The 22,533-nt window shown below is 75.0% G+C and carries 21 protein-coding genes; 13 read left to right on the forward strand and 8 right to left on the reverse strand.

Going from position 1 to position 22,533, the window contains the following annotated elements; all coding sequences use genetic code 11:
* The 3 genes from ACWD4P_RS28980 to ACWD4P_RS28990 all read left to right on the forward strand — a co-directional run.
* Window positions 1–94, forward strand: a 94-nt coding sequence (locus ACWD4P_RS28980; RefSeq protein ID WP_132919430.1) for an acyl-CoA dehydrogenase family protein, incomplete at its 5' end; no start/stop codon positions are given.
* Window positions 95–144: 50 nt separating this feature from the next.
* On the forward strand, window positions 145–633 hold the full coding sequence (locus tag ACWD4P_RS28985) for a GNAT family N-acetyltransferase (protein WP_359830951.1): 489 nt from the start codon (window positions 145–147) through the stop codon (window positions 631–633).
* A 102-nt stretch (window positions 634–735) separates the two neighbouring features.
* On the forward strand, window positions 736–1,389 hold the full coding sequence (locus ACWD4P_RS28990) for a class I SAM-dependent methyltransferase (RefSeq protein WP_449781660.1): 654 nt from the start codon (window positions 736–738) through the stop codon (window positions 1,387–1,389).
* Window positions 1,390–1,462: 73 nt separating this feature from the next.
* Here the strand turns inward: ACWD4P_RS28990 and ACWD4P_RS28995 are convergent, their stop codons facing one another.
* Window positions 1,463–1,846 (reverse strand): MerR family transcriptional regulator, encoded by a 384-nt coding sequence (locus ACWD4P_RS28995; protein ID WP_359830955.1) that lies wholly within the window; start codon window positions 1,844–1,846, stop codon window positions 1,463–1,465.
* Between the two features lie 216 nt (window positions 1,847–2,062).
* Here ACWD4P_RS28995 and ACWD4P_RS29000 point away from each other — a divergent pair, with 216 nt between their 5' ends.
* Both ACWD4P_RS29000 and ACWD4P_RS29005 read left to right on the forward strand, forming a co-directional pair.
* Entirely contained in the window at window positions 2,063–2,557 is a 495-nt protein-coding gene (locus ACWD4P_RS29000) for a peptidylprolyl isomerase (RefSeq protein ID WP_359830957.1), read from the forward strand.
* 277 nt (window positions 2,558–2,834) lie between these two features.
* Window positions 2,835–3,410: a hypothetical protein gene (locus ACWD4P_RS29005; protein ID WP_359830958.1), complete on the forward strand. Its 576-nt coding sequence runs from the start codon at window positions 2,835–2,837 to the stop codon at window positions 3,408–3,410.
* Window positions 3,411–3,443: 33 nt separating this feature from the next.
* On the opposite strand, the gene ACWD4P_RS29010 is transcribed toward ACWD4P_RS29005, so the two are convergent.
* Entirely contained in the window at window positions 3,444–3,914 is a 471-nt protein-coding gene (locus ACWD4P_RS29010) for an LbetaH domain-containing protein (protein WP_359830960.1), read from the reverse strand.
* Window positions 3,915–3,952: 38 nt separating this feature from the next.
* Window positions 3,953–5,272, reverse strand: a complete 1,320-nt coding sequence (locus tag ACWD4P_RS29015; RefSeq protein ID WP_449781661.1) for an LCP family protein — start codon at window positions 5,270–5,272, stop codon at window positions 3,953–3,955.
* A gap of 327 nt (window positions 5,273–5,599) precedes the next feature.
* On the opposite strand from ACWD4P_RS29015, the gene ssuE reads away from it, so the two are divergent.
* The 6 genes from ssuE to ACWD4P_RS29045 all read left to right on the forward strand — a co-directional run bounded on the left by ssuE (window position 5,600) and on the right by ACWD4P_RS29045 (window position 13,951).
* Window positions 5,600–6,154 (forward strand): NADPH-dependent FMN reductase, encoded by a 555-nt coding sequence (gene ssuE, locus ACWD4P_RS29020; protein WP_359828898.1) that lies wholly within the window; start codon window positions 5,600–5,602, stop codon window positions 6,152–6,154.
* Window positions 6,155–6,477: 323 nt separating this feature from the next.
* The gene (locus ACWD4P_RS29025) at window positions 6,478–7,263 is read left to right on the forward strand and encodes an ABC transporter ATP-binding protein (protein WP_449781662.1); all 786 of its coding nucleotides are present in this window, start codon (window positions 6,478–6,480) and stop codon (window positions 7,261–7,263) included.
* Between the two features lie 20 nt (window positions 7,264–7,283).
* Window positions 7,284–9,854 (forward strand): ABC transporter permease, encoded by a 2,571-nt coding sequence (locus ACWD4P_RS29030; protein ID WP_449781663.1) that lies wholly within the window; start codon window positions 7,284–7,286, stop codon window positions 9,852–9,854.
* Between the two features lie 168 nt (window positions 9,855–10,022).
* Window positions 10,023–12,014, forward strand: a complete 1,992-nt coding sequence (locus ACWD4P_RS29035) for a hypothetical protein (protein WP_449781664.1) — start codon at window positions 10,023–10,025, stop codon at window positions 12,012–12,014.
* 161 nt (window positions 12,015–12,175) lie between these two features.
* Window positions 12,176–13,216 carry a glycosyltransferase family 2 protein gene (locus ACWD4P_RS29040; RefSeq protein WP_359828905.1) on the forward strand — a complete coding sequence of 347 codons (1,041 nt, stop codon included), beginning with the start codon at window positions 12,176–12,178 and terminating at the stop codon, window positions 13,214–13,216.
* A gap of 120 nt (window positions 13,217–13,336) precedes the next feature.
* Window positions 13,337–13,951: an acyltransferase gene (locus ACWD4P_RS29045; protein WP_359828906.1), complete on the forward strand. Its 615-nt coding sequence runs from the start codon at window positions 13,337–13,339 to the stop codon at window positions 13,949–13,951.
* Here ACWD4P_RS29045 and ACWD4P_RS29050 read toward each other — a convergent pair whose 3' ends face one another.
* The 3 genes from ACWD4P_RS29050 to ACWD4P_RS29060 all read right to left on the reverse strand — a co-directional run bounded on the left by ACWD4P_RS29050 (window position 13,952) and on the right by ACWD4P_RS29060 (window position 17,958).
* Entirely contained in the window at window positions 13,952–15,595 is a 1,644-nt protein-coding gene (locus ACWD4P_RS29050) for an LCP family protein (protein WP_449781665.1), read from the reverse strand.
* A gap of 224 nt (window positions 15,596–15,819) precedes the next feature.
* A complete protein-coding gene (locus ACWD4P_RS29055; RefSeq protein WP_449781666.1) occupies window positions 15,820–17,130 on the reverse strand; it encodes an LCP family protein in 1,311 nt (436 codons plus the stop codon).
* A 36-nt stretch (window positions 17,131–17,166) separates the two neighbouring features.
* Complete coding sequence (locus tag ACWD4P_RS29060; RefSeq protein WP_449781667.1) at window positions 17,167–17,958, reverse strand: TIGR03089 family protein; 792 nt, start codon at window positions 17,956–17,958, stop codon at window positions 17,167–17,169.
* A 103-nt stretch (window positions 17,959–18,061) separates the two neighbouring features.
* Here ACWD4P_RS29060 and ACWD4P_RS29065 point away from each other — a divergent pair, with 103 nt between their 5' ends.
* Both ACWD4P_RS29065 and ACWD4P_RS29070 read left to right on the forward strand, forming a co-directional pair.
* On the forward strand, window positions 18,062–19,204 hold the full coding sequence (locus ACWD4P_RS29065; RefSeq protein ID WP_449781668.1) for a peptidoglycan recognition protein family protein: 1,143 nt from the start codon (window positions 18,062–18,064) through the stop codon (window positions 19,202–19,204).
* A gap of 106 nt (window positions 19,205–19,310) precedes the next feature.
* Window positions 19,311–20,222: a DNA-3-methyladenine glycosylase family protein gene (locus tag ACWD4P_RS29070; protein WP_449781669.1), complete on the forward strand. Its 912-nt coding sequence runs from the start codon at window positions 19,311–19,313 to the stop codon at window positions 20,220–20,222.
* 30 nt (window positions 20,223–20,252) lie between these two features.
* On the opposite strand, the gene ACWD4P_RS29075 is transcribed toward ACWD4P_RS29070, so the two are convergent.
* A complete protein-coding gene (locus ACWD4P_RS29075) occupies window positions 20,253–21,545 on the reverse strand; it encodes a coenzyme F420-0:L-glutamate ligase (protein ID WP_449781670.1) in 1,293 nt (430 codons plus the stop codon).
* Window positions 21,542–22,501 carry a 2-phospho-L-lactate transferase gene (gene cofD, locus ACWD4P_RS29080; protein ID WP_359829957.1) on the reverse strand — a complete coding sequence of 320 codons (960 nt, stop codon included), beginning with the start codon at window positions 22,499–22,501 and terminating at the stop codon, window positions 21,542–21,544. Before cofD ends, ACWD4P_RS29075 begins: the two co-directional genes overlap by 4 nt.
* Between the last annotated feature and the right edge of the window lie 32 nt (window positions 22,502–22,533).

The raw sequence follows: 22,533 nt of genomic DNA on the forward strand, positions 1-22,533 counted from the left end.
GGTGGAGCGGATGATGCGGGACGCGAAGATCACGCAGATCTACGAGGGCACCAACCAGGTCCAGCGGATCGTGATGGCCCGCAACCTCCCGTAGCCCCGAAAACCGTGCGACGGCGGGCGGCCGCGCTCCGTAGGCTGCCCGCCATGTCGCTCACCCCCGCCGGGCCCGCCCTGGCCGTGATCACCCCCGAGAACGTCGACGCCGCCCTCGCCCTGCGGGTCCGCCCCGACCAGGAGGGCCTGGTGGCGCCGGTGGCGACGTCGCTGGCCGAGGCGTACGCGTACGGGGAGACGGCCTGGCCCCGGCTGATCCTGGACGGCGGGCGGCCGGTGGGCTTCGTGATGGCCTTCTTCGACCTCGCCTTCCACCCCGGCCGCCCCGGCGACCGCCCCCGCTCCGGCCTGTGGCGGCTGCTGATCGACGCCGAGCGGCAGCGCGGCGGCTACGGCCGCTTCGCCGTCGAGCGGGTCTGCGCCGAGATCCGCCGGCGCGGCGGCACGCGGGCGACGGTCACCTACCACCCCGGTCCGCGCGGCCCGGAGGAGTTCTACGCCCGCCTCGGCTTCCGGCCGACCGGGGAGACCAGCGGCGACCAGGCCGTCGCGGAACGGGACCTCCCGGCGCTCGGCTGAGCGGCGCCGCCGGGGGCCCGGCAGCCCTCGTCTTCCGTGCCCCGCGCGCCGGTTGGCGTGATCGACCCCCCGGTCGGCACCCGCCGGGTAGGGTCCGGCACCATGACCGAGCCGGGCTTCCTCACCGAGACCAGGGCGTTCTACGACGCCGTCGCCACCGAGTACACCGACCTCTTCCGGGACGCGCTGGACCGCATGCCGATGGACCGGGCGATGCTGGCGCTCTTCGCCGACCTGGTCCGCGCCGAGCGGCCGGACGGCAGGACGGCCGAACTCGGCTGCGGCCCGGGCCGGATGACCGGCCCGCTGCACCGGCTCGGCCTGGACGTGCAGGGCGTCGACCTCTCCCCGCGGATGGTCGAACTGGCCCGGCAGGCCCACCCGGAGGTGCCGTTCAGCGTCGGCTCGATGCTCGACCTCCCCTTCCCGGACGGGGAGTTGACCGGCGTGGTGGCCTGGTACTCGATCATCCACACCCCGGCGGAGCGGCTTCCCGAGGTGTTCGCCGAGTTCGCCCGGGTGCTGGCCCCCGGCGGCCACCTGATGCTCGCCTTCCAGGTCGGCGACCTGCCCTCGCGCCAGGAGCGGCCCTTCGGGCACCCGGTGTCGCTGGACTTCCGCCGGCTGCGGCCGGAGCGCGTGGAGGAACTGGTCCGGGAGGCCGGGCTGGCGGTCACCTCCCGGACGGTCCGCGAGCCGGAGGGCGAGGAGCCGACCCCGCAGGCCTATGTGCTGGCCCGCAAGCCGAAGGCCTGAGGAGGGCTCCCGCGCCGGGCTCCGCGCGGCCCCGGACCCGCGGACCGCTACGCCGCCCCGGACCCGCGGACCGCTACGCGGCCTCGGAGGGGGACGGCGGCAGCCCGGAGGCGGTCGCGATCACCTCGTCCAGCACCTCGCGGGAGCGCAGCAGATCGCTGATCGTCCGGTCGATCCGCTCGCGCTCCGCGGTGAGTTCCTCGACCAGCAGCGGGGTGGCGACCTCGTTCGGGCCGCCGTCGGAGTCCCGCATGCAGGGCAGGATCTTGTAGATGGTCCGGCTGTGCAGCCCGGCGGCGAACAGTTCCTGGATGTGCACCACCCGGTCGACGGCGGCCTCCGGATACTCCCGGTGGCCGCCGTCGGTGCGGCGGGCGGCCAGCAGGCCCTGCTGTTCGTAGTAGCGCAGCGAGCGCTCGCTCACGCCCGTCCGCCGGGCCAGTTCGCCGATCCGCATGCCGTCCGTCCCGTCCCGTCGTCCTTCGCCCCGGTCGTCCCCGGCCCCGGGCGTCGTGCCGCCGCGGCCGTCGTTCCACAGTGTGCCCCGGAGCCGGCACCGGGGGGTAGGTTCGCGCCCCCGCCCGAGGTCGGCCACCGGATAACACAGCCGCGTCCGACCGTGCCGGACCGGGGGCGGCGCGCGCCGAACAGGCGATCGTGCCATGATCCCTGCATGTCTTCCAACGTTTTCTTCGACATCACGATCAACGACGAGCCGGCCGGCCGGATCGTCTTCAAGCTGTTCGACGAGGTCGTCCCCAAGACCGCCCGGAACTTCCGCGAGCTGGCCACCGGCCAGAACGGCTTCGGCTACGCGGGCTCCGGTTTCCACCGCGTGATCCCGGCCTTCATGCTCCAGGGCGGTGACTTCACCAACCACAACGGCACCGGCGGCAAGAGCATCTACGGCGAGAAGTTCGCGGACGAGAACTTCCAGCTCAAGCACGACCGCCCGGGCCTGCTGTCGATGGCCAACGCCGGCCGCAACACCAACGGCTCGCAGTTCTTCATCACCACCATCGTCACCGACTGGCTGGACGGCAAGCACGTCGTCTTCGGCGAGGTCGTCGAGGGCCTGGACCTGGTCAAGAAGATCGAGGGCCTCGGCTCGCCGAGCGGCCGCACCTCGGCCAAGATCACCATCGCCGCCTCGGGCGAGGTCCAGTAACCGCCGCACCACTGGCACGCACCGCCCCGGAGCGGGACGTCGGACCTTCCGGCCTCCCGCTCCGGGGCGGTTTCGTACCCGCTCCGCGCCGGCTCGGGCCCCGCCCGGCACCCGTGGCCGCCGCCGGCCGGGGTGCGGCGGGCAGGGTAGCCCGGAGCGCCGCCCTCCGGGCCGGAACCGGGCAATCTCACGGCCTTCCTCCGGCCGGGCCCTACGCTCGAATCGGACGCGGACCCAGCCGCGGCCGAACTCGACTCTGCGACAAGGTGGTTGAGCGATGACGGAGCAGGGCGCCGATGACGGCGAGGTGACCTACGAACAGGTGACGGTGGTCTCCCTGGCCGGCTGCGAGCCGGTCGGCCCGGCGCGGTTCGCCGTCCGGGTCGTCCGCGAGGGCATGACCGTCAAGCGGGTGGCGGGCTACTGGGTGCGCTGGGACGAGCGCTGGGGCCCGGAGGAGGTCCGCCACCACGCCCGCTGGGTCGCGGACGAGGAGTACGTGCGGCCGGAGACCGGCAGCCTGGACGGCACCCTGGCGGTGATGGTCGCCGCGTACTGGACGGACCCGGCGGGCGCCTTCCCGCGCCGCCCGGGCACCGAGACCGTGGTGACCTTCCGGCCGGGCGAGACCGCGCACGAGCTGGTGCTGGAGCAGCCCGCACCGACCGTCCCGGCCGCCGCCCCGCACCGCCAGGCCTCGCTGTCCGTGCAGCTGACCCACGCGAGGTGGCTGGGCTGCGACGGGCAGCCGATCCACTACGGCTTCTCGGGTGCCACCGAGGCGGCCGGCGGCGAGGGGGAGTGGCTGGTCCGCTTCCCGGAGTGCGGCACCGGCCTGCTGCCGTACGTCTGAGGGATCCGCCGCGCCGCCGTACCGCGCGGGAGGTCAGGAGGGGCTGGGCACCGGCGCGGGGCCCCAGGCGCCCGCCCGCGTCCCCACCTTGCGGGCCGGTGCGCCGGCCCAGATCTCCCCGGGCCCGGTCGAGCGGGTGAGCACCGCGTTGGCCCCGACGACGGTGCCCGCGCCGACGGTCAGCACGCCCTCCTTGCACACCACCTTGGCGCCCGCGCACAGCACCGCCCCGTCCTCGACCACCACCCGCCGCATCGCGCTCTCCTCCTGCGGCACCCACGGGTCGGCCCGGCCGATGGTCACGCCGTTGTAGAGCGTCACGCCGGCGCCGAGGGTGGTGTACGGGTGCAGCACGGTGCCGAAGCCGCGGTGGAAGACCATCAGCCCGGGCCCGATCTCGCAGGCGGCGGGCACCTCCATGCCGTAGAGCGCGAGCGCCTCCTGGACCAGACGGCCCAGGAGGCGGTGGCGGCGGCGCCGGATCAGTGCGGTGACGAGTGACATCCACTCATTGTGGCGGTGCCGTCACGCGAAGTCGCCGACTACTTGAACTCCGGCACCGCGGTGTCGTTCTTGAAGGCGTCGAACACCTGCTTGGACTTGTTGGCGTCCCACAGCACGGCGGACTCGCCGGTCTTGGTCCGGTAGTCCGGGTTGCCGATCGGGACGGTCACCGACTTGCCGCCGCCGCCGTTGACGTCCTTCATGGCGAGGAAGAACGAGCCGAGGTCGGTCAGTCCGCAGTCGTCGTCGACGATCAGGGTGCCGAGCGCGGAGTCGACCAGCGGGTAGAAGGTGAACGGGTTCACCAGGTTGCTCGGGGAGGCGGCCTGGTGGGCCAGGGCGCCGAGGAACTTCTGCTGGTTGCGCATCCGGCCGAGGTCCTGGTCGGCCATCTGGTGGCGTTGGCGGACGAAGGCGAGGGCCTGCTTGCCGTTGAGGGTCTGGTCGCCGGCCTTGAGGTCGAGCCCGGAGTCCTTGTCCTGGATGTCCTGGTCGATCTTCATCTCGACGCCGCCGATCGAGTCGACGATGCCGACGAAGCCGCCGAAGCCGATCTCGGCGTAGTGGTCGATCCGGATGCCGGTGTTCTGTTCGACGGTTTGGACCAGCAGGCGGCCGCCGCCGTTGCCGAAAGCCGAGTTGATCTTCGCGGTGGTGCCCTTGACCGGCTTGCCGTTGCTGCCCGGGTGCTCGGGGATCGGCACCCAGGAGTCGCGCGGGATGCTCATCAGGGTGTTCCCGCCGTCCCCGACGTGCAGGATCATCATCGAGTCGCTGCGCTTGCCCTCGGTGTCGTGCCCGGTGTGCAGGTCGTCCTGCTCGGATTCGGTGAGGCCCTGGCGGCTGTCGGAGCCGACGATCAGCCAGTTGGTGCCCTTGCCCGCGGCCGGGCGCCCGGGGTAGTCGGCGAGCACGTTCTCGTGGTTGAGCTTGGAGTCCGCCCAGAACCAGGTGGAGACGGCGGTCACCATGACGGCGATCAGCACGCCGAAGACCGACCACTTCACGATCCGCCGACGGGGCCAGCGCCGGGCCGGGGTGCCGGCCGGGCGGCTGCCGTCGGGGCCACCGGGCCCGCCCGGGCGACCGGGGCCGCCGGGTCCGCCCGGGCCCCCGGGGCGCCCCGGTCCGGCGGGACGGGAGCCGGGTGCGCCGGGCCCCTGCGGCGGGACGCCGCCGAGCCGGGACTGCCCCGGCTGCCCCTGCTGCCCGGGGTGCCGCGGCGCGGGCGCCCCCGGTCCGCGCGGGTTCAGCGAGGGCGGCAGCGGCCGTTCGCCCGCGCCGCGTCCGCCGTTGCCGCCGTTGCCGCCGTACGGGTTCCCGCCGCCCCCCGGGCGGCCCTCCTGCCACGTGTTCATGCCGATGAGGATGCCCGACCCCGGTCGGGCTGACTCCCCCCGGGGGGCCCGCCGGGCCTCTTGTAGCAGTTTTGATGCACGCACCGGATCGTTCCGCCGTAACCTCCGGACACCCCCCGTTCTGAGTGCTGAAACGTTTCTTGACCGGCTCGAACGCGGCGTGTTTGCATTCCGAACATGGATCAGCGTTGGGCACTCACGCGTCGGCGGCACGTCGACCTGCGGCGTGGTGTGGCCTGTTCGCTCTGTCGCGGCTGACGAGCACCCGTCGAGTTCCCCCACTCCTCGCCCCCCCGTGCCGCCCCGCTTCCAGCCAGAGGTGAACCCATGGCCGTCGTCCTGTCCGTTTCCGGCTCCCCGTCCGCCACCTCCCGCACCACCCGCCTGCTGCGCCACGTCGACGCGCGGCTCGCGGAGCGCGGTCACCACGTCGTTCCCTTCGAGGCCCGCAGCCTGCCCGCGCACGCGCTGCTGTCGGGCGACTTCGACCACCCCGAGATCGTCGCCGTCACCGAGCTGTTCGCCCGCGCCGACGGCGTGGTCGTCGGCACCCCCGTCTACAAGGCCGCCTACTCGGGCCTGCTGAAGGCCCTGCTGGACGTGCTCCCGCAGTACGCCCTGGCCGGCAAGGCCGTCCTGCCGCTCGCCACCGGCGGCTCGGCCGCCCACGTCCTCGCGGTGGACTACGCGCTGCGCCCGGTGCTCAGCTCGATGGGCGCCGGCCACATCACCCAGGGCTGGTTCGTGCTCGACCGCCACGTCACCGCCCGGGAGGACGGGACGACCCTGCTGGAGCGCGAGACCGAGGTGCTGCTGGCCCCGGTCGTGGAGGGCTTCGCCACCGCCCTGGAACGGCTGGCCGCACCGGCGCTGACGAGCTGACCCGCCGTCGCCGCGGCCCGTACGGGGCGTCCCCGAGACGAGCCGCGGCGACCCCTAGGGGGAGCGGCGCCGCGGCCCGTAGAACCTTGGTTGAGCGGCTTCATTCCGGCGGATGACGAGGCCTCCGCCGACGACTCCTAACGTGGTTCACACGTCCCCGCCCGTCAGGAAGCGGCCCGGTTCCGCCGGGTCCTGTGGCCAGGTCCACCGGGAGGGTGGGGACAACTCCCGGTCGAGGACTACCGCCTGCGCCATGTCGCGCGGCGGGCGGACCCGCGAGGCTGGGGGCCGACGGGTGAGCGCGACTTCCATAGGAGAGACCAGTGACGACGGCAGCAGCCGTGTACGACCCCCAGCTTCCCGGCGGAGCGTCCGCCGTCGCCGCGTCGGCCCGTCAGGTCACCAAGGCTTACGGCGCGGGCGAGACCAGGGTGACCGCCCTCGACGCGGTCGACGTCGACATCCAGCGCGGCCGGTTCACCGCGATCATGGGCCCCTCGGGCTCCGGCAAGTCCACGCTGATGCACTGCCTGGCGGGCCTCGACACTGTCACCTCCGGGCGGATCCGGATCGGCGACACCGAGATCACCGGCCTCAGGGACAAGCAGCTCACCAGGCTCCGGCGCGACAAGATCGGCTTCATCTTCCAGGCGTTCAACCTGCTCCCGACCCTGAACGCGCTGGAGAACATCACGCTCCCGATGGACATCGCCGGGCGCAGGCCCGACCAGGCCTGGCTGGACCAGGTGGTGGAGACGGTCGGCCTGTCCGGCCGGCTCAAGCACCGCCCCGCCCAGCTCTCCGGCGGCCAGCAGCAGCGCGTCGCGGTGGCCCGGGCACTGGCCGCCCGCCCCGAGATCATCTTCGGCGACGAGCCCACCGGGAACCTGGACTCCCGCTCCGGCGCCGAGGTGCTCACCTTCCTGCGCCGCTCGGTGGACGAACTGGGCCAGACCATCGTGATGGTCACCCACGACCCGGTCGCCGCCGGCTACGCGGACCGCGTGCTCTTCCTCGCCGACGGCGTGATCGTGGACGAGATGCACGCGCCCACCGCCGACTCCGTCCTCGAACGCATGCGCCGTTTCGACGGCAAGCGCACCAGCTGAGCGGCGGGGACGACACCGACATGCTGCTCAGAACCTCGCTGCGGAGCTTCCTCGCCCACAAGGGCCGGATGGCCCTCTCCCTCGTCGCCGTCGTGCTCTCGGTGGCCTTCGTCTCCGGCACCCTGGTGTTCTCCGGCACCGCCACCGGCACCTTCGACAAGCTCTTCTCCGCGACCGCCTCCGACCTCTCGGTCCAGCCGCCCAAGCCGGCCGACGACGAGATGCAGCAGGCCGCCGTCAAGCCGCCGACCGTGCCGGTCGAGCTGGAGCAGCGGGTCGCCGCGCTGCCCGGGGTCAAGCGCGCGGTCGGCCAGGTCATGGTCGAGAACGCCGTCCTGATCAACCCGGCCACCAACAAGCTGGTCGGCCCGACCACCGGCGCGCCCACCCTGCTCGGCAACTGGACCGACGCCCCGAGCAACCCGGTGAAGCTCACCTCAGGCCGCACGCCGCGCGGCCCGACCGAGCTGGTGCTGGACGCGGACACCGTGAAGAAGGCCAAGCTCGGCCTCGGCGACACGCTCAGGGTCGAGAACCCGCTGGGCCGGCACGACTTCACGATCGTCGGCATCGCCACCTTCACCACCACCAACCCGGGCGCCGCGCTCGGCTTCCTGGACACCCCGACCGCCCAGCTGACGCTGCTCGGCGAGCAGGCCTTCAGCACCGTCGACGCGTACGGCGACGGCAGCCGCGGCGGCGACCGGCTCAAGGCGGACGCGCTGGCCGAGCTCGGCGGCGGCTACCAGCTGAAGACGGCCGCCGAGCAGAAGGCCGACCGCAGCGAGCAGATCGGCAAGGGCCTCGGCTTCCTGAAGTACGCGATGCTCGGCTTCGCCTTCGTCTCGGCGATCGTCGGCGCCTTCCTGATCGTCAACACCTTCTCGATGCTCGTCGCCCAGCGCACCCGGGAGATCGGCCTGCTGCGCGCCATCGGCGGCAGCCGGCGGCAGGTCAACCGCTCGGTGCTGGTCGAGGCTCTGATCCTGGGCGTGCTCGGCTCGACCCTCGGGATCGCGGCCGGCCTGGGCGTGGCGGTCGGCCTGATCCGGCTGATGACCGCGATCGGCATGGACCTCAAGGCGGCCGACCTGCGGATCGGGCCGGACGTGTTCGTCGCCGGGTACGCGCTGGGCATCGTGGTCACCCTGGTCGCGGCCTGGTTCCCGGCCCGGCGGGCGAGCCGGATCTCGCCGATGGCCGCGCTGCGCGACCACGGCACCCCGGCCGAGGCCAGGGCCGACCGGGTCCGCACCGTCCTCGGCCTGCTGCTGACGGCGGGCGGCGGCGCGCTGCTGGCCCTCGGCGCCGGGGCGGAGAAGGCGGCCACCGGCGGCCGCTACCTGGGTCTGGGCGTGGTGCTCACCCTGATCGGCTTCGTGGTGCTCGGCCCGCTGCTGGCCTCGGCCGTCGTCCGGGTGCTCGGCGCGCTGCTGCCGGCGCTGTTCGGCCCGTCCGGGAAGCTCGCCCAGCGCAACGCGATGCGCAACCCGCGCCGCACCGGCGCCACCGCCGCCGCGCTGATGATCGGCCTGGCCCTGGTGATCGCCTCCGCGGTGTTCAGCTCCTCGGCCGTCACCTCGACCAGCGCGCAGATCGACAAGTCGGTGGGCGCGGACTACATCGTCTCCGGCGGCCGCGGCGCGATCGCCCCCGAGGTGATGACGGCCGTCGAGAAGACCCCGGGCATCGACCACATCACCGTCCAGCGGGCCTTCTTCGCCGCGCGGATCCAGCTGCCGGACGGGCAGAGGGCCAAGACGGAGCTGACCGCCGTGCCGCCGTCCTTCTTCGGCACCGACTTCCGGCCGACCGTCGACGCCGGGGCGGTGGACTCGCTCCAGCGCGGCTCGCTGGGGATCGGCGCCGCCTTCGCCAAGGACCACGGCCTGAAGGTCGGCGACCGGGTCACCGTCGAGTACGGGCAGGGCCGCACCCAGGCGCTGCCGGTCGGCGCGGTCCTCGGCAAGGGCGGGCTGTTCGGCCCCGGTGCCTTCGTCGCCATGGACACCATGGCGCAGGCCGTCCCCGCCGCCGAGCAGCCCCCGGTGTGGACCTTCTTCGCCAAGGCCGCCCAGGGCGCCGACGTCGGCAGGACGCTGACCGCGCTGGAGGACGGGCTGAAGGAGTACCCGCAGCTGACCGTCAAGGACCGGGCCGGCTACAAGGAGCTCGCCCAGTCCCAGATCAACACCCTGCTGTACCTGATCTACGGGCTGGTCGCGCTGTCCATCACGGTCGCGGTGCTCGGCGTGGTCAACACCCTGGCGCTGTCGGTGGTCGAGCGGACCCGCGAGATCGGCCTGCTGCGGGCGATCGGGCTCTCCCGCCGCCAGCTGCGCCGGATGATCCGGCTGGAGTCCGTGGTGATCGCGGTGTTCGGCGCCGTCCTCGGCACCGGGCTGGGCCTGGCCTGGGGCGTCACCGTCCAGCGGGTGCTGCGGGACCAGGGCCTCGGGACGCTCTCCGTCCCGACCGTCACGGTGGCGGTCACGCTGGTCGCCTCGGTGCTGATCGGCCTGCTCGCGGCCCTCGTCCCGGCTTTCCGGGCCGGACGCATGAACGTCCTCGCGGCCATCGCGACGGACTGACCCGGCGCCGGGGGGCGCCGGGCCGCGGAACCCACGGGGGAACGGGGGAACGGGGCCGGGTGCGCACAGCGCCCGGCCCCGGTGCCGTTCCCGGCCCCGGCGGACGGCCCCGCCGGGCGGCGGCGCCCGACGTGCGTTCCGTTTCCCACGTGCTGCGATGATCGTCCGATGCTCCCCTCGGACGCCCCGCCGCTGCCCAGCGCCGCGCCCCTCACCAGTGCCGCCGCCGCCCGCTGGCGGGCCGCCCGGACCGCCTGGCGGCTGGACGGCCGCCGGCTCGCGCTGGTGCCGATCGGGTTCGTGCTCCTGGCGAGCGCGGTGGAGCCGGACGTGGGCCGGTGCAACGTCCACAACGTCTGCCGGGACACCTGGGGCTCCGGACTGGCGGGCTGGTCCGTGCTGGCCGAGATCCTCCTGCTGGCCACCCGGGCCCGGGTCCGGATGCTCGTGCCGCCGGTCGTCCTGGCACTGCTCTGGTACCTCCCGGAGGGCCTGGTCACCCCGACCGCCCGCTGGTCCGCGGTGCTGCTCCACGTGCTGCTCACCGCCGTCCTGCTCGGCGCCGAGGCCGGCCGCCGCCGGGCCCGCCAGCAGCTGGACGAGCTGATGCTCCCGCCCGCCCCCTACCCCTGGACCGCCGCCGGCGCGCCGTCGCCCGTCCACCGGGACGGCCCGCCCGTGCTGCGCCGCGCCCTCGGCGTCCTGCTGCTGGTCGTCGCCGCGGCCTTCCCGGTGTACGGCCTCTGGGCGCAGGCCAGGGCGGACGCCGCCGCCGCGTCCGCCACTTGGGTGACCGGCACCGCGGAGGGGAGCGACCGGGACGGCCTGCTGACCGTCCGCTTCCAGCCGCCCGGCGGCGACCCCGAGCGCACCGCCGTCCTGGACGTCTGGTGGCAGCACCGGCCCCGGCCGGGCGAGCCCGTCCCGCTGCTGGTGGACGGCGACCGGGTGCGCGCCCTGGGTGACGACTACGACGTCTCCGGCCAGCTGAGCGCCGGCGGCCTGATCGCCCTGCTCGGCCTGGTGCTGCTCGGCTCGGCCGCCGTCGCGAGTGCCCGTCGCGGCCGGCCCGCCTTCGCCGGCGCCGCCCCCGCGCTCGCCGTCCGGGTGCGCGCCGACGCCCGCGGCGACCTGCTGGTGCTGCCGCTGGACGGACCGCCGGACGGCCCCGGACTCTGGCGGCTGGTCGAGCGCGACCGCTACCGCTGGGCCCACCGCGCCGCCCCGGACGGGGAGTCCCCGGCCTGGGTGCCCGAGCACCTGGCGACGGAGGACGAGGAGGCCGACTACCCCGAGCCGGTGCTCGACCACGACGAGGACGAGGAGGAGTTCGAGGAGCTGTTCGACCGGGCGACCCCGGCGGAGGCCGCCGAGTGGCTGGCCCTGGCCGGCCGCAGCGTGCCCGCGGTGCTGTACGGCGGCCCGGACGGGCCCGACCCCCAGCTCCTCGTCCGCCCCGGCCTGCTCGACGGGGACCCGTCCTGGGTGGCCTCCGTGGTCGCCCCCGCCGCCCGGGCCCCGCGCTTCGGCGGGCGCTCCGGGCGCTACCGCGAGCGCGAACTGGCCGTCGCCGCGCTGACCGCGGAGACCGTCGCCGCCGCCCCCGCGGCCGGTCCGGACACCGAGCCGCTGGCCGCCCGCCGCTGGGAGATGCCGCTGCCGCTGCGCGCGGCGGCCGGACCGGTGGCCGCGCTGCTGGTCGCCACCGTGGTCGTGCTGCTCGACGACGACGGCTGGTGGGAGGGGCTGCTGCGCCCGCTGTGGATCGGCTGGCTGGCGATCCTCGCCTGCGCCCAGACGCTGTCCTGGCAGCTGGTGGCCGACCGCAACGGCCTGCGGGTGGCCACCGCGCTGCGCACCCGCAGCTACCGGTGGGCGCAGGTCTCCGCGGCGGCCGTGCACCGGAACCTGCTCACGATCCGGCTGCACGGCGGGCGGGAGTTCTCCTTCTTCAGCCGCCCGGCGGTCCGGCTGGCCGCCCTCTTCGGCGGCCGGTACGACCCGGTGGCGCTGGCCCGGACCGTCGCCACCGCGGCCCACCGCCCCGACCTGCGCCCGGCGCAGGCCCTGCCGGACCGGCTGGGCGGCCCCCAGCACCTGCTGAACCGGCTCGCGCTGACCGGCTACGCGGTGTTCACGGTGGCCCACTACGCACTCTGAACCCACCCGGGACCGGCACCGGATCCACACCGCTTCCGGCCTGCGCGTAAGGAGGAGTACGGTGTTCTTGATCACAGCACCGGCTCCGCGCCGGGAGGGGCCCCCGGTGGCCCAGACCGGGACAAGACGGGGACGCGTCCGCACCGGTACGGTTGGCCCCGATGAACACCAAGGCTGCTGAGGAGCTGCCGGCTGTTTCCGTGATCATGCCGGTGCTCAACGAGGAACGTCACCTGCGCACGGCGGTCCGGCGCATCCTGGACCAGGAGTACCCCGGGCCGATGGAGGTGGTGATCGCCCTCGGTCCCTCCACCGACCGCACCGCGGAGATCGCCGCCGAGCTGGTGGCCGAGGACCCGCGGGTGCGGACGGTGGCGAACCCCACCGGCCGGACGCCGGCCGGGCTGAACGCCGCGATCCGGGGCTCCCGGCATCCGATAGTCGTGCGCGTGGACGGCCACGGCCTGCTCACGCCCGGCTACATCACCACCGCGGTCCGGCTGCTCGGCGAGATGGAGGCAGCCAACGTCGGCGGCATCATGCACGCCGAGGGCGAGACCGAGTGGGAGAACGCGGTCGCGGCCGCGATGACCTCCAAGATCGGCGTCGGGAACGCGGCCTTCCACACCGGCGGCCTGGCCGGCCCGGCGGACACCGTCTACCTCGGGGTGTTCCGGCGGGAGGTGCTGGAGAAGCTCGGCGGCTACAACGAGGAGTTCATCCGCGCCCAGGACTGGGAGCTGAACTACCGGATCCGCCAGGACGGCGGCCTGGTCTGGTTCACCCCGCAGCTCAAGGTGACGTACCGGCCCCGCCCCTCGGTGCGCGCGCTGGCCAAGCAGTACAAGGACTACGGCCGCTGGCGCCGGGTGGTCACCCGCTACCACCGGGGCTCGGTCAACATGCGCTACCTGGCCCCGCCGGCCGCGCTGGCGGCGGTCGTCGTCGGGCTGGCGCTCGGCGTCGCCGTCCACCCGGCCTTCCTGGCGGTGCCCGGCGCGTACCTGCTGGGGATCCTCGGCGGCGCGGCGGTCGAGGGCCGCGGCCTGTCGGTGCGGGCCAGGGCGCTGCTGCCGGTGGCCCTCGCGACCATGCACCTCAGCTGGGGCTTCGGGTTCCTGACCTCACCGCGCTCGCTGGCCCGAAGAGTGATCGCCAGCGTCGGACCGTCCGCCAAGGACGTGCTCTCGAAGACCGGCTGATCCGGACCGGACTGCTGATTCGTTTCCGCGGCACCCCCGCAGAGCCCCCGCACCACCCCGCACCACCCCGCACCGCGTGGCGCTGCCCGGCACCGCCCGGCGGCGCTATCGTCGGTGCGCATGGCGACAGTTGAGGGCGGGCCGGGCGCGGCCCGGATCGAGCCGAGCGCGGACGTCGACGAGCGGGCCGCGATCGGCGCCGGGACGGCGGTCTGGCACCTCGCCCAGGTCCGCGAGGACGCGGTGGTCGGCGCGGACTGCGTGATCGGCCGCGGCGCGTACGTCGGCCCCGGCGTGCGGATCGGGGACCGGGTCAAGGTGCAGAACCACGCGCTGGTGTACGAGCCGGCGGTGGTCGAGGACGGGGTGTTCATCGGCCCGGCCGCCGTGCTCACCAACGACCGGTACCCGCGCGCGGTCACCCCCGAGGGCCGCCCCAAGGACCGGCTCGACTGGCGGGCCGAGGGGGTGACGCTCCGTCGGGGCTGCTCGGTGGGCGGCCGGGCGGTGCTGGTCGCCGGGGTGACGGTCGGCCGCTGGGCCCTGGTCGCGGCCGGCGCGGTGGTGCACCGGGACGTCCCGGACTTCGCGCTGGTCGCCGGCGTCCCGGCCCGCCGGATCGGCTGGGTGGGCCGGGCCGGCGAGCCGCTGCGGCCCGCCGGGGACGGCGAGTGGCAGTGCCCCCGGACCGCCGAGCGGTACCGGGAGGAGGACGGAACCCTCGTGCCGGCGTAGCTACTTGGCGCAGACGTCGGTGTCGTCGGCCTGCACCCGCTGGAGGTCCTCGGGCGCCTCGGTGGGCACCGCGGCCGGGCCGGCGGGGGCGGCCAGCACGTCCTTGCCGAGCACCAGCAGCAGCCCGCCCTTCGGGTCCTGCTTCCCGGCCGGCCGGACGGCGTCGGCGGGCAGGCCGAGGGCGGCGGCCAGGGCACCGGCCTCGGCCTCCAGGCCGGCCGGGTGCGTCACCGTGGTGGTGTCCGCGGGCGGTGCGTCGCTGCCGACCGCGGCCCGGTCGAAGCCCTTCGCCCGGAGCTTCTCCACGGTCGGCCCGGACTGCCCGCGGGTGCCGCTGCCGTTGCGCACCGTCAGCTGGACGGTCTTGGTGCGGACGGGCGGCGGGGTGGCGGCCTGGGTGGTGGCGGCCGGGGCCGACTGCGTGGCCGGGTCGCCGGTGGCCGGCGCCGCGGGGGCGTCCGGGGTGGCCGGGGCGGCGGTCTCGGTCAGCGAGCGGTCGCCCGCGACCATCGCGAACAGCTGCCCGGCGTCCGGCTGCTTGAGGATCACCCGGTTCTCGTCCTTGGGGTCGTCCAGGACGGGCGCGGTGGTGAAGGTGATGTTCTTGGTGTCCACCTTGCTGATGTCCAGCGCAAGGTCCTTGAGCTTGTCCACGCTGCCGATGCCGGAGTCGACGGTGAGCGCCTTGGTGGCGGCGTCCGCGAGCTTGTAGAGCTTGCTCGGGCTGGTCAGGGTGTCGTCGCTCTTGATCTTGCGGATCATCGAGCTGATGAACTGCTGCTGGAGCGGGATCCGGGTCAGGTCGCCGCCCTGGCCGACCGCGTGCCGGGTGCGGACGAAGGCCAGCGCCTCGTCGCCCTGCACCACGTGCCGCCCCTTGCTCATCCTGAGGTGGGAGCCGGAGTCGTTGATGTCCTTGGCCGCGCAGACCTCGACCCCGCCGACGGCGGTGGAGAGGGTCTTCACCGCCTCGAAGTTGACCTGCACGAAGTGGTCGACCCGGATCCCGGTGATCTTCTCGACGGTCTTCCAGGTGCAGCCGGCGTCGCGCCCCTCCTGGCCGAGGCTGTTGTTGAACTCGTTCCGCGCCGAGCCCGGGATCTTCTTCCCCTGGGCGTTCTGGCACTCCGGGATCGGCACCATCAGGTCGCGCGGGAGGCTGATCACCGTCGCGTTGCTGCGGTCCTTGGCGATGTGGAACAGCAGCGTGGTGTCGGCGTGCCCGGTGCTGCCCTCGTCGCCGTACTCCCGGCCCAGGCCCTCCCGGCTGTCCGTGCCGATCACCAGGACGTTCAGGGCGTCCCCGGCGGCCGCGGGGCGCTCGGACTCGTCGCCCAGCTGCACCTTGACCGAGGTCAGGTTGTCGTTGAAGTGCCGGTACAGGTAGTACGCCCCGCCGCAGCCCGCCACCATCACCAGGGCGCCCGCCCCGGCCGTCCACTTGAGGGCCCGTCGGCGGCGGGTGCGCTTGGCGATCGCGGCCGCCCGCCGTCGGCTGTCCCGGCGGCCCTCCACGGGCGGTGCGGCGGGCCCGGTGGGGGCGGCCGGTCCGGCGGGTGCCTCGGCGGCCCGCCGGCGCTGCCGGGGGACGCCGGGGGACGGGTCCACCCGGGACCCGCCGGCTTCCGGTTGCTCCTCGTGCACGCGGGTTCCCTACCTTCGACCGGTCACGGCTGTGGACCGCCCGTGCGGACGGGCCGATCCGGACACACTAGACGAGCCGAACGGGGGAGTCGTTCCCGATGTGATCTCCGCCATGTTCCGGCAGGGCGGAGGTAAATACCATGCGTGGCCGAGCAATTGCGGAAGCATCCGGACCGGTCGTCAGCGCCGCGCGGGAGCGGCCGGGCCGGTCCGGCCCGCCCGGCTCAGTGCTGGGCGCAGGAATCCACGTCGGCGGTGCGTCCCTCGAAGGTGGGCGAGGCGCCCGCCGAGGGTGACGCGCTCGCCACCGCGGCGCCCGTCATCGCCGCCGCCACCTCGGCCGTCGGGCCCACCGGTCCCGCCGGTCCCGCCGCCGGGCTCGCACCCGGGCCCGTGCCCGCTCCCCGGGCGAGCGCGGACCCGGGCGGCCGGACGGCGACCGGCCGGTCGTCCCGCAGTGCCGCGAACAGCTGCCCGGTCTGCGGCTGCACGAACTCGTCCCGGTCCGAGTCGTAGCGGTACGGGCGGCGCGGCGCGGTCAGGAAGACCACGTCCGCGGAGGGGATCCCGCGCAGGTCCTGGGTGAGGTCGTACAGCGCGCCGAGCGAGGACAGCCCGCCGTCCGCCCGGACGGACGAGGTCGCGGCGTCCAGCACCGGCCACAGCTTCGCCGGGTTCAGCAGCACGCCCTGCGACTGCACCTTGCGGATCAGCGCGGCCAGGAACTGCTGCTGACGGCCCATGCGCTGGGTGTCGCTGCCGTCTCCCAGGCTCTCCCGGGCGCGGACGTAGCCCAGCGCCTGCTCGCCGTGCAGGCTCTGCCGGCCGGCGGGCAGGTCGAGCCTGGCGTCCTTGTCGTGGATCGGCTGCGGCACGCACACCTCGACCCCGCCGATCGCGTCCACCATCGTCTTGAAGCCGCTGAAGTCGAGGATCACGTAGTGGTCGATCCGGATGCCGCTCAGCTGCTCGACGGTCCGGATCGAGCAGGCCGCGCCCCCCGTCTCGAAGGCCCAGTTGAACTGCATGAGCGCGGGCCGGCTGCGGCCGCCGTCCGGCTTCTCGCAGGCGGGGACGGTGACCATCACGTCGCGCGGTACCGAGACCGCCGTCGCGTGCCGCCGGTCGGCGGCCAGGTGCAGCAGGATCGTGGTGTCCGAGCGCTCGGTGCCCGCCTGGCCGCCGTACGAGCCGTTCGCGCCGGAGCGGTCGTCGCTGCCGATCAGCAGGATGTTCCGGGCGCCCTGCGCTCCGGCGGTGCGGCTCGGCCGTTCGGCCTCCAGCTGGGCGAGCAGCCGGTCGGTGGCCGAGTCGGTGCGGATGTTGCCGTCCAGCGTGCGGTAGGCGATCCAGAGCAGCGCTCCGGTGGCGACCAGCAGGAACGCGACGGCGCCGGCGGTGATCATCAGCCACCGCCGGCGCCGGCGCGGGCGTCCGCTCCCGTCCGCAGGGGTGTCCGTCGGGGGAGCGTCCTGCGGGGAGCCGTTCGTCGGGGGAGGGTCGGTCGGGGGGTGCTCGGTGTCGTCCTCGGCCATGGCAGCGATCCCTACCCGCCGGGCCGGGGCCGGGGGTTAGCCGAGGTGCAGTGTCACCCGTTCGGATTCCGTCCGCTTCTCCCACTGCCCGGCGTCCAGCGCCTGCGAGTTGCGGCACAGCACCACCGACGCGCCGGCCGCCAGGGGCGCCAGCAGACCGGCCTCCAGGCCGGTCCAGTCGTCGAACGAGAGGGTGGACAGGACGCGGTCACCGGGCTTCAGGCCGAGCCGGACGGCCCCTTCCCGGGCCAGCGCGACGGTCTGCTCGCCCGTCAGCTTCAGCGGCAGTCCGTCCACCTCGGTCTCCAGCGCCGGCCCGTCCGGGGCGACGGGGGAGTACGGTGCGAAGCGGTCGCCCTGGCCGGGCACCTCGGCGGCGTAGTCGAGGAAGCCGTCCGGCCGCTGCGGGAAGCGGCCGCCGAGCGGGCGCAGGGCGAGCGCGACCCGCTCGCCCTCGCAGGCCTGGGCGGCCTCCAGCCCGTCCGGGCCGCTGACCACCAGGTCGGCGTCGGCAGGGTCGCCGCCCGGCACCGCCGTCACCCCGACCGACCAGCAGGCGAGCAGCCAGACGGCGCTCTGCCAGTGGGCGGGCAGCAGCAGCGCCGCCCGGTCGCCGGGGCCGGCGTTCAGCTCGTCCTGGAGGAGGTTGGCGGTCTTCGCCACCCAGTTGTCGAAGGTGCGGGCGGACAGCTCCACCCGCTCGCCGGTGGCGTCGTCGTAGAAGGTGACCAGTGGGGCCGCGGGATCGACCGAAGGCGTGCCGCCGCGCAGGAATGCGTGCAGCAGCTCGACGGGGGTGCGGGCGTCGGCAGCGAAAGGCGCAGTCATGGTGCGCCCCAGCCTACGGCCTTCGAGTGGGAGGTCGGGAGGGGCGGCCGAACGGGCGCGGAGCGGCGTGGCGGGGGGCCGGTCAACGGCGACGATCCGTTCCATGCGCCTTTCACTCCCGGCCGCCGTGCTCGCCGGCTGCGTCGCCGTCCTCCTGCTCCAACCCGCCGCCGGTGCGACCTCCCGGCCCGCCCCGCAGCGCCGCGACTTCGCCGGCGGCGCCTCCACCACCACGCTCCCACTGCCCGCGGGGGCCGGCCTCGCCCCGTGCGGCACCGCGCCGTTCGAACTCCTCGGCCTCGGCTGGGACGGCCCGCCGGACGCGCTCGCCGGGGCGGTGGTCCGGGTCCGCGCCCGGGACGCGGCCACCGGCCGCTGGAGCGACTGGCACCGGCTGGCGGCCGACGCGGGGGACGGCCCCGACCGCGCGGCGCGGGGCGCCACCGCCCCGCTGTGGACCGGCCGCAGCGACGGCGTCGCGGTCGAGCTCCGGCCCGGGCCCGCCGGGGTGCCGGCCGGGCTGCGGCTCGACCTGGTCGACCCGGGGCGCGGCGCCGCCCCGACGGGCGTCCGGACCCTGCCCGCGGAGCCGCCCGCGGCACCCTCCGCCGGGGCGTCCACCGTGTTGGGCGCGGGCCGGGCGGCCCGCCCGAAGATCGTCACCCGGGCCGGCTGGGGCGCCGACGAGTCCCTGCGCGGCCGGGCGGACCCGGACTACACCGGCCCGGTCCGCACGGTCTTCGTCCACCACACCGACACCGCCACCGACTACGCCTGCGCCGACGCACCCCGGGTGATCCGGGCGATCTACCAGTACCACGTGGAGAGCAGCGGCTGGCGGGACATCGGCTACAACTTCCTGGTCGACCGCTGCGGCACCGTCTACGAGGGCCGCGCCGGCGGCGTCGAGCAGCCCGTCCACGGCGCCCACACCCTCGGCTTCAACACCGACTCCGCCGGCGTCGCCGCGATCGGCACCTACGTCGACGACCAGCCGCCCCAGCCCCTCCTGGACGGCCTCGCCGCCCTCGCCGCCTGGAAGCTCGGCCTCGCCGCCCGGCCCGCCGACGGCCGCACCAGGCTCGTCTCCGGCTCCGACGCCAGCCGCTACCCCGAGGGCACCGCCGCCGACTTCGACGCCGTCTCCGGGCACCGCGACGGCTTCGACACCGAGTGCCCCGGCAACGCCCTCTACGCCCGCCTGCCGGCCCTGCGCGCCGCCGCGGCCCGCCTCCAGGTCCGCTGACCGCGCCGCGCCCGCGGTCCCGTCCCTCCCCGGCCGTCGTCCCTCCGGGTCTGTCCGACCCCGCGCGTATCGTTCATATCCGGAGGCGACACGGGAGGCGACGGCAGTGGAAGCGGTACGGCGCTGGCGCCCGGGCTTCCCCCTGGACGTGGCCCGCACCCTGCTCCCGCTGCGCCGGGGCCCCGCCGACCCGGCCTACCGCAGCACCGGGGACGGTGCCGTCTGGCGCGCCTCCCGCACCCCGGCCGGCGTCGGCACCCTGCGGGTGCTGCCGCGCCCCGCGGCCGGCGAGGTCGAGGCGAGCGCCTGGGGCCCCGGCGCGGACTGGCTGCTCGACCGCCTCCCCCTGCTGCTCGGCGCCGAGGACGCCCCGGAGTCCCTGGTGCTGCCGCCCGGTCCGCTGCGCGACGCCCAGCGCCGTACCGCCGGGGTCCGGCTGACCAGGACGGGCCTGGTGCTGGAGTCGCTCGTCCCGGCGATCCTGGAGCAGAAGGTCACCACCGACGAGGCCTACCGCGCCTGGCGCACCCTGCTGCGGGACTTCGGCACCCCGGCGCCCGGCCCGGCCGGGGGCATGCGGGTGGCGCCGTCGGCCCGCGAGTGGGCGCTGGTGCCGAGCTGGGAGTGGCACCGGGCGGGCGTGGACCCGAAGCGCTCGGCGACGATCATGCGCGCGGTCCGGCTGGCGCCGCGGCTGGAGGAGGCCTCGGCGATGGGCCACGAGGAGGCCTTCGCCCGGCTCACCGCCGTCCCGGGCGTCGGGGTGTGGACGGCCGCCGAGACGCTGCAGCGCAGCAACGGGGACCCGGACGCGGTCTCGGTCGGGGACTTCCACCTGCCGAACCTGGTCGGCTGGGCGCTGGCCGGCCGCCCCCGCAGCGACGACGTCCAGATGCTCGCCCTGCTGGAGCCCTACCGTCCCCAGCGTCACCGGGTCTGCCGGCTCCTGCTGGCCACCGGCACCCACGCCCCCCGCTACGGCCCCCGCCTGACTCCCAACGACCACCGCCGCCGCTGAACGCGGCGGCGTCCGGCCGTCCGGCACGTCCTAACGCACCGCGATGAAGGCGTCGGGGCCGCGGTCCGGGCGGGGCCGAGGGGGCGCGGCGGGGCGGCCGACGGCGACGGCGCCCATCGGGTCCCAGTCGGCCGGGAGGTCCAGGGCCTCGCGCACGGTGTCGCGGCAGAACATCGTGGACGAGACCCAGGCGGAGCCGTAGCCCTCGCCGGTCAGCGCGACCAGCAGGTTCTGCACGGCGGCGCCGGCGGCGACGGTGAACATCTCCCGTTCGGCGGCGGCCCGGCGCGGGTCGGGGTAGTCGTGCGAGCCGTCCGTCACCAGGCAGGGCACCACCAGGTACGGGGCGTCGCGCAGGACGTTGCCGCGGGCGGTGCGCCGGGCGATCCTGGCCTCGTCCCAGCCGTCGAGTTCGCGCAGGTCGCGCTGCCAGGCGGCGAGCATCGCGTCGAGCAGCCGCTCCCGGGTGTCCGCCGACTCCAGCAGCACGAACCGCCACGGCGTGGTGTGGTGCGGGGCGGGCGCGGTGACGGCGGCGGCGACGGCGCGGCGGACGGCCGCCGGGTCGACCGCTTCGGCGGTGAAGGAGCGGACGGTGCGCCGCAGGGTGACGGCCTCCCGCAGCGCCTCGGAGGTGCCGAGCCGGAACATGTCGTCCACGGCGGGCCGGACCAGCGGCCGGGCGCCGTCGCCGTCCTCGGTGGTGACGAGGTGCCCGAGCCCGCGCACGACCGCCACCGGGACGCCGTTGGCCTTGCCCTTCACCAGGTCGGCGGCGGCGGCGAGTTCGTCGGCTGTCGCGGTGACGGTCATCTCCAGCAGGTTGCCGTGGCTGTCGGTGCGGCCCCGGTGGTCGTCCAGCACGGAGAGGCCCGCGGCGCCGATCGCCACGTCGGTCAGCCCGTTGCGCCAGGGCCGTCCGAAGGTGTCGGTGACGACGACGGCGAGCCGGCGGCCGGTGAGCTGCCGGAGCCGGGCCCGCAGCGCCCGGGCGGAGGCGTCCGGGTCCTCGGGCAGCAGCAGCACGGTGCCGGGGGCGGTGTTGGAGGCGTCGACCCCGGCGGCGGCCATGACGAAGCCGTTGCGGTTCTCCACGATCCGGGCCGGTCCGCGCCGGGCGACCACCCGGACGGTCTCGGCGTCGATCGCGGCCTCGCGGTCGGCGGCGTGCAGCAGCCGGCCCTCCGCCTTGCTGACGATCTTCGAGGTGACCAGCAGGATGTCGCCGTCCTGGTACGTCCCGGCCTTGGCGAGGAGCTCGCCCAGGTCCGCCCCGGCCTCGACCTCGGGCAGCCCCTGGACGCCGAGGATCTCCAGGGTCACTTCCGCACCTGCTCGGCCAGCGCCAGCGCGGCGCGCGCCATCCCGGCGGTGGCCTCGACGTCGGTCATCAGCAGCGGGACGGCCCGGCAGGCGATGCCGGCGGCCTCGACGGCGGCCACCGAGGCTTCGTCCACGGTGTCCACCAGCCACCCGTCGACCAGCGCCGCGCCGTAGTTCAGCGCGACGGCCTCCGCGGTGGCTTCGACGCCGACGGCGGCGAGCACCTTGTCGGCCATGCCGCGCACCGGCGCCCCGCCGATGATCGGGGAGAGCCCGACCACCGGCGCGGGGGCGGCGGCGACCGCCTCCCGGATGCCGGGGACGGCGAGGATGGTGCCGATCGAGACCACCGGGTTGGACGGCGGGAAGAGGATGACGTCCGCCTCGGCGATGGCCTCCAGCACGCCGGGTGCGGGCTTGGCGGTGTCCGCGCCGACCGCGACGACGGCCTCGGCGTCCACCGCGGCGTGCAGCTTGACCCAGTACTCCTGGAAGTGGATCGCCCGGGTGCCCTGCTCGTCGGTGATCCGCACGTGGGTCTCGACCCGGTCGTCGCTCATCGGCAGCAGCCGCACGCCCGGCTTCCAGCGCACGCACAGCGCCTCGGTGACCTGGCTGAGGCTGTACCCGGCGGTGAGCATCTGGCTGCGCACGAGGTGGGTGGCGAAGTCCCGGTCGCCGAGCCCGAACCACTCGGGGCCGACGCCGTACTCCTTCATCTCGGCCTTGATGGACCAGGTCTCGTCGGTCCGGCCCCAGCCCTGCTCCTCGTTGATGCCGCCGCCGAGGGTGTACATCACGGTGTCGAGGTCGGGGCAGACCTTGAGGCCGTAGAGGTGGATGTCGTCACCGGTGTTGCCGATGACGGTGATCTCGTCCTGCGGTCCGACCGCCGCGAGGAGTCCGCGCAGGAAGCGCGCTCCGCCGATTCCGCCTGCCAGTGCCACGATGCGCATGGGGGTCATCCTGCCACGGTCGGACCTTCCGT

Source organism: Kitasatospora sp. NPDC002543, assembly GCF_053594915.1.

Coding starts and splice junctions, on each gene's coding strand:
- ACWD4P_RS29065 (WP_449781668.1), top strand. CDS start 18,062: ATGCGCCTTTCACTCCCGGCCGCCGTGCTCGCCGGCTGCGTCGCCGTC.
- ssuE (WP_359828898.1), top strand. CDS start 5,600: ATGGCCGTCGTCCTGTCCGTTTCCGGCTCCCCGTCCGCCACCTCCCGC.
- ACWD4P_RS29040 (WP_359828905.1), top strand. CDS start 12,176: ATGAACACCAAGGCTGCTGAGGAGCTGCCGGCTGTTTCCGTGATCATG.
- cofD (WP_359829957.1), bottom strand. CDS start 22,501: ATGCGCATCGTGGCACTGGCAGGCGGAATCGGCGGAGCGCGCTTCCTG.
- ACWD4P_RS29005 (WP_359830958.1), top strand. CDS start 2,835: ATGACGGAGCAGGGCGCCGATGACGGCGAGGTGACCTACGAACAGGTG.
- ACWD4P_RS28995 (WP_359830955.1), bottom strand. CDS start 1,846: ATGCGGATCGGCGAACTGGCCCGGCGGACGGGCGTGAGCGAGCGCTCG.
- ACWD4P_RS29010 (WP_359830960.1), bottom strand. CDS start 3,914: ATGTCACTCGTCACCGCACTGATCCGGCGCCGCCGCCACCGCCTCCTG.
- ACWD4P_RS29055 (WP_449781666.1), bottom strand. CDS start 17,130: ATGGCCGAGGACGACACCGAGCACCCCCCGACCGACCCTCCCCCGACG.
- ACWD4P_RS29030 (WP_449781663.1), top strand. CDS start 7,284: ATGCTGCTCAGAACCTCGCTGCGGAGCTTCCTCGCCCACAAGGGCCGG.
- ACWD4P_RS28990 (WP_449781660.1), top strand. CDS start 736: ATGACCGAGCCGGGCTTCCTCACCGAGACCAGGGCGTTCTACGACGCC.
- ACWD4P_RS29000 (WP_359830957.1), top strand. CDS start 2,063: ATGTCTTCCAACGTTTTCTTCGACATCACGATCAACGACGAGCCGGCC.
- ACWD4P_RS29045 (WP_359828906.1), top strand. CDS start 13,337: ATGGCGACAGTTGAGGGCGGGCCGGGCGCGGCCCGGATCGAGCCGAGC.
- ACWD4P_RS29060 (WP_449781667.1), bottom strand. CDS start 17,958: ATGACTGCGCCTTTCGCTGCCGACGCCCGCACCCCCGTCGAGCTGCTG.
- ACWD4P_RS28985 (WP_359830951.1), top strand. CDS start 145: ATGTCGCTCACCCCCGCCGGGCCCGCCCTGGCCGTGATCACCCCCGAG.
- ACWD4P_RS29015 (WP_449781661.1), bottom strand. CDS start 5,272: ATGAACACGTGGCAGGAGGGCCGCCCGGGGGGCGGCGGGAACCCGTAC.
- ACWD4P_RS29035 (WP_449781664.1), top strand. CDS start 10,023: ATGCTCCCCTCGGACGCCCCGCCGCTGCCCAGCGCCGCGCCCCTCACC.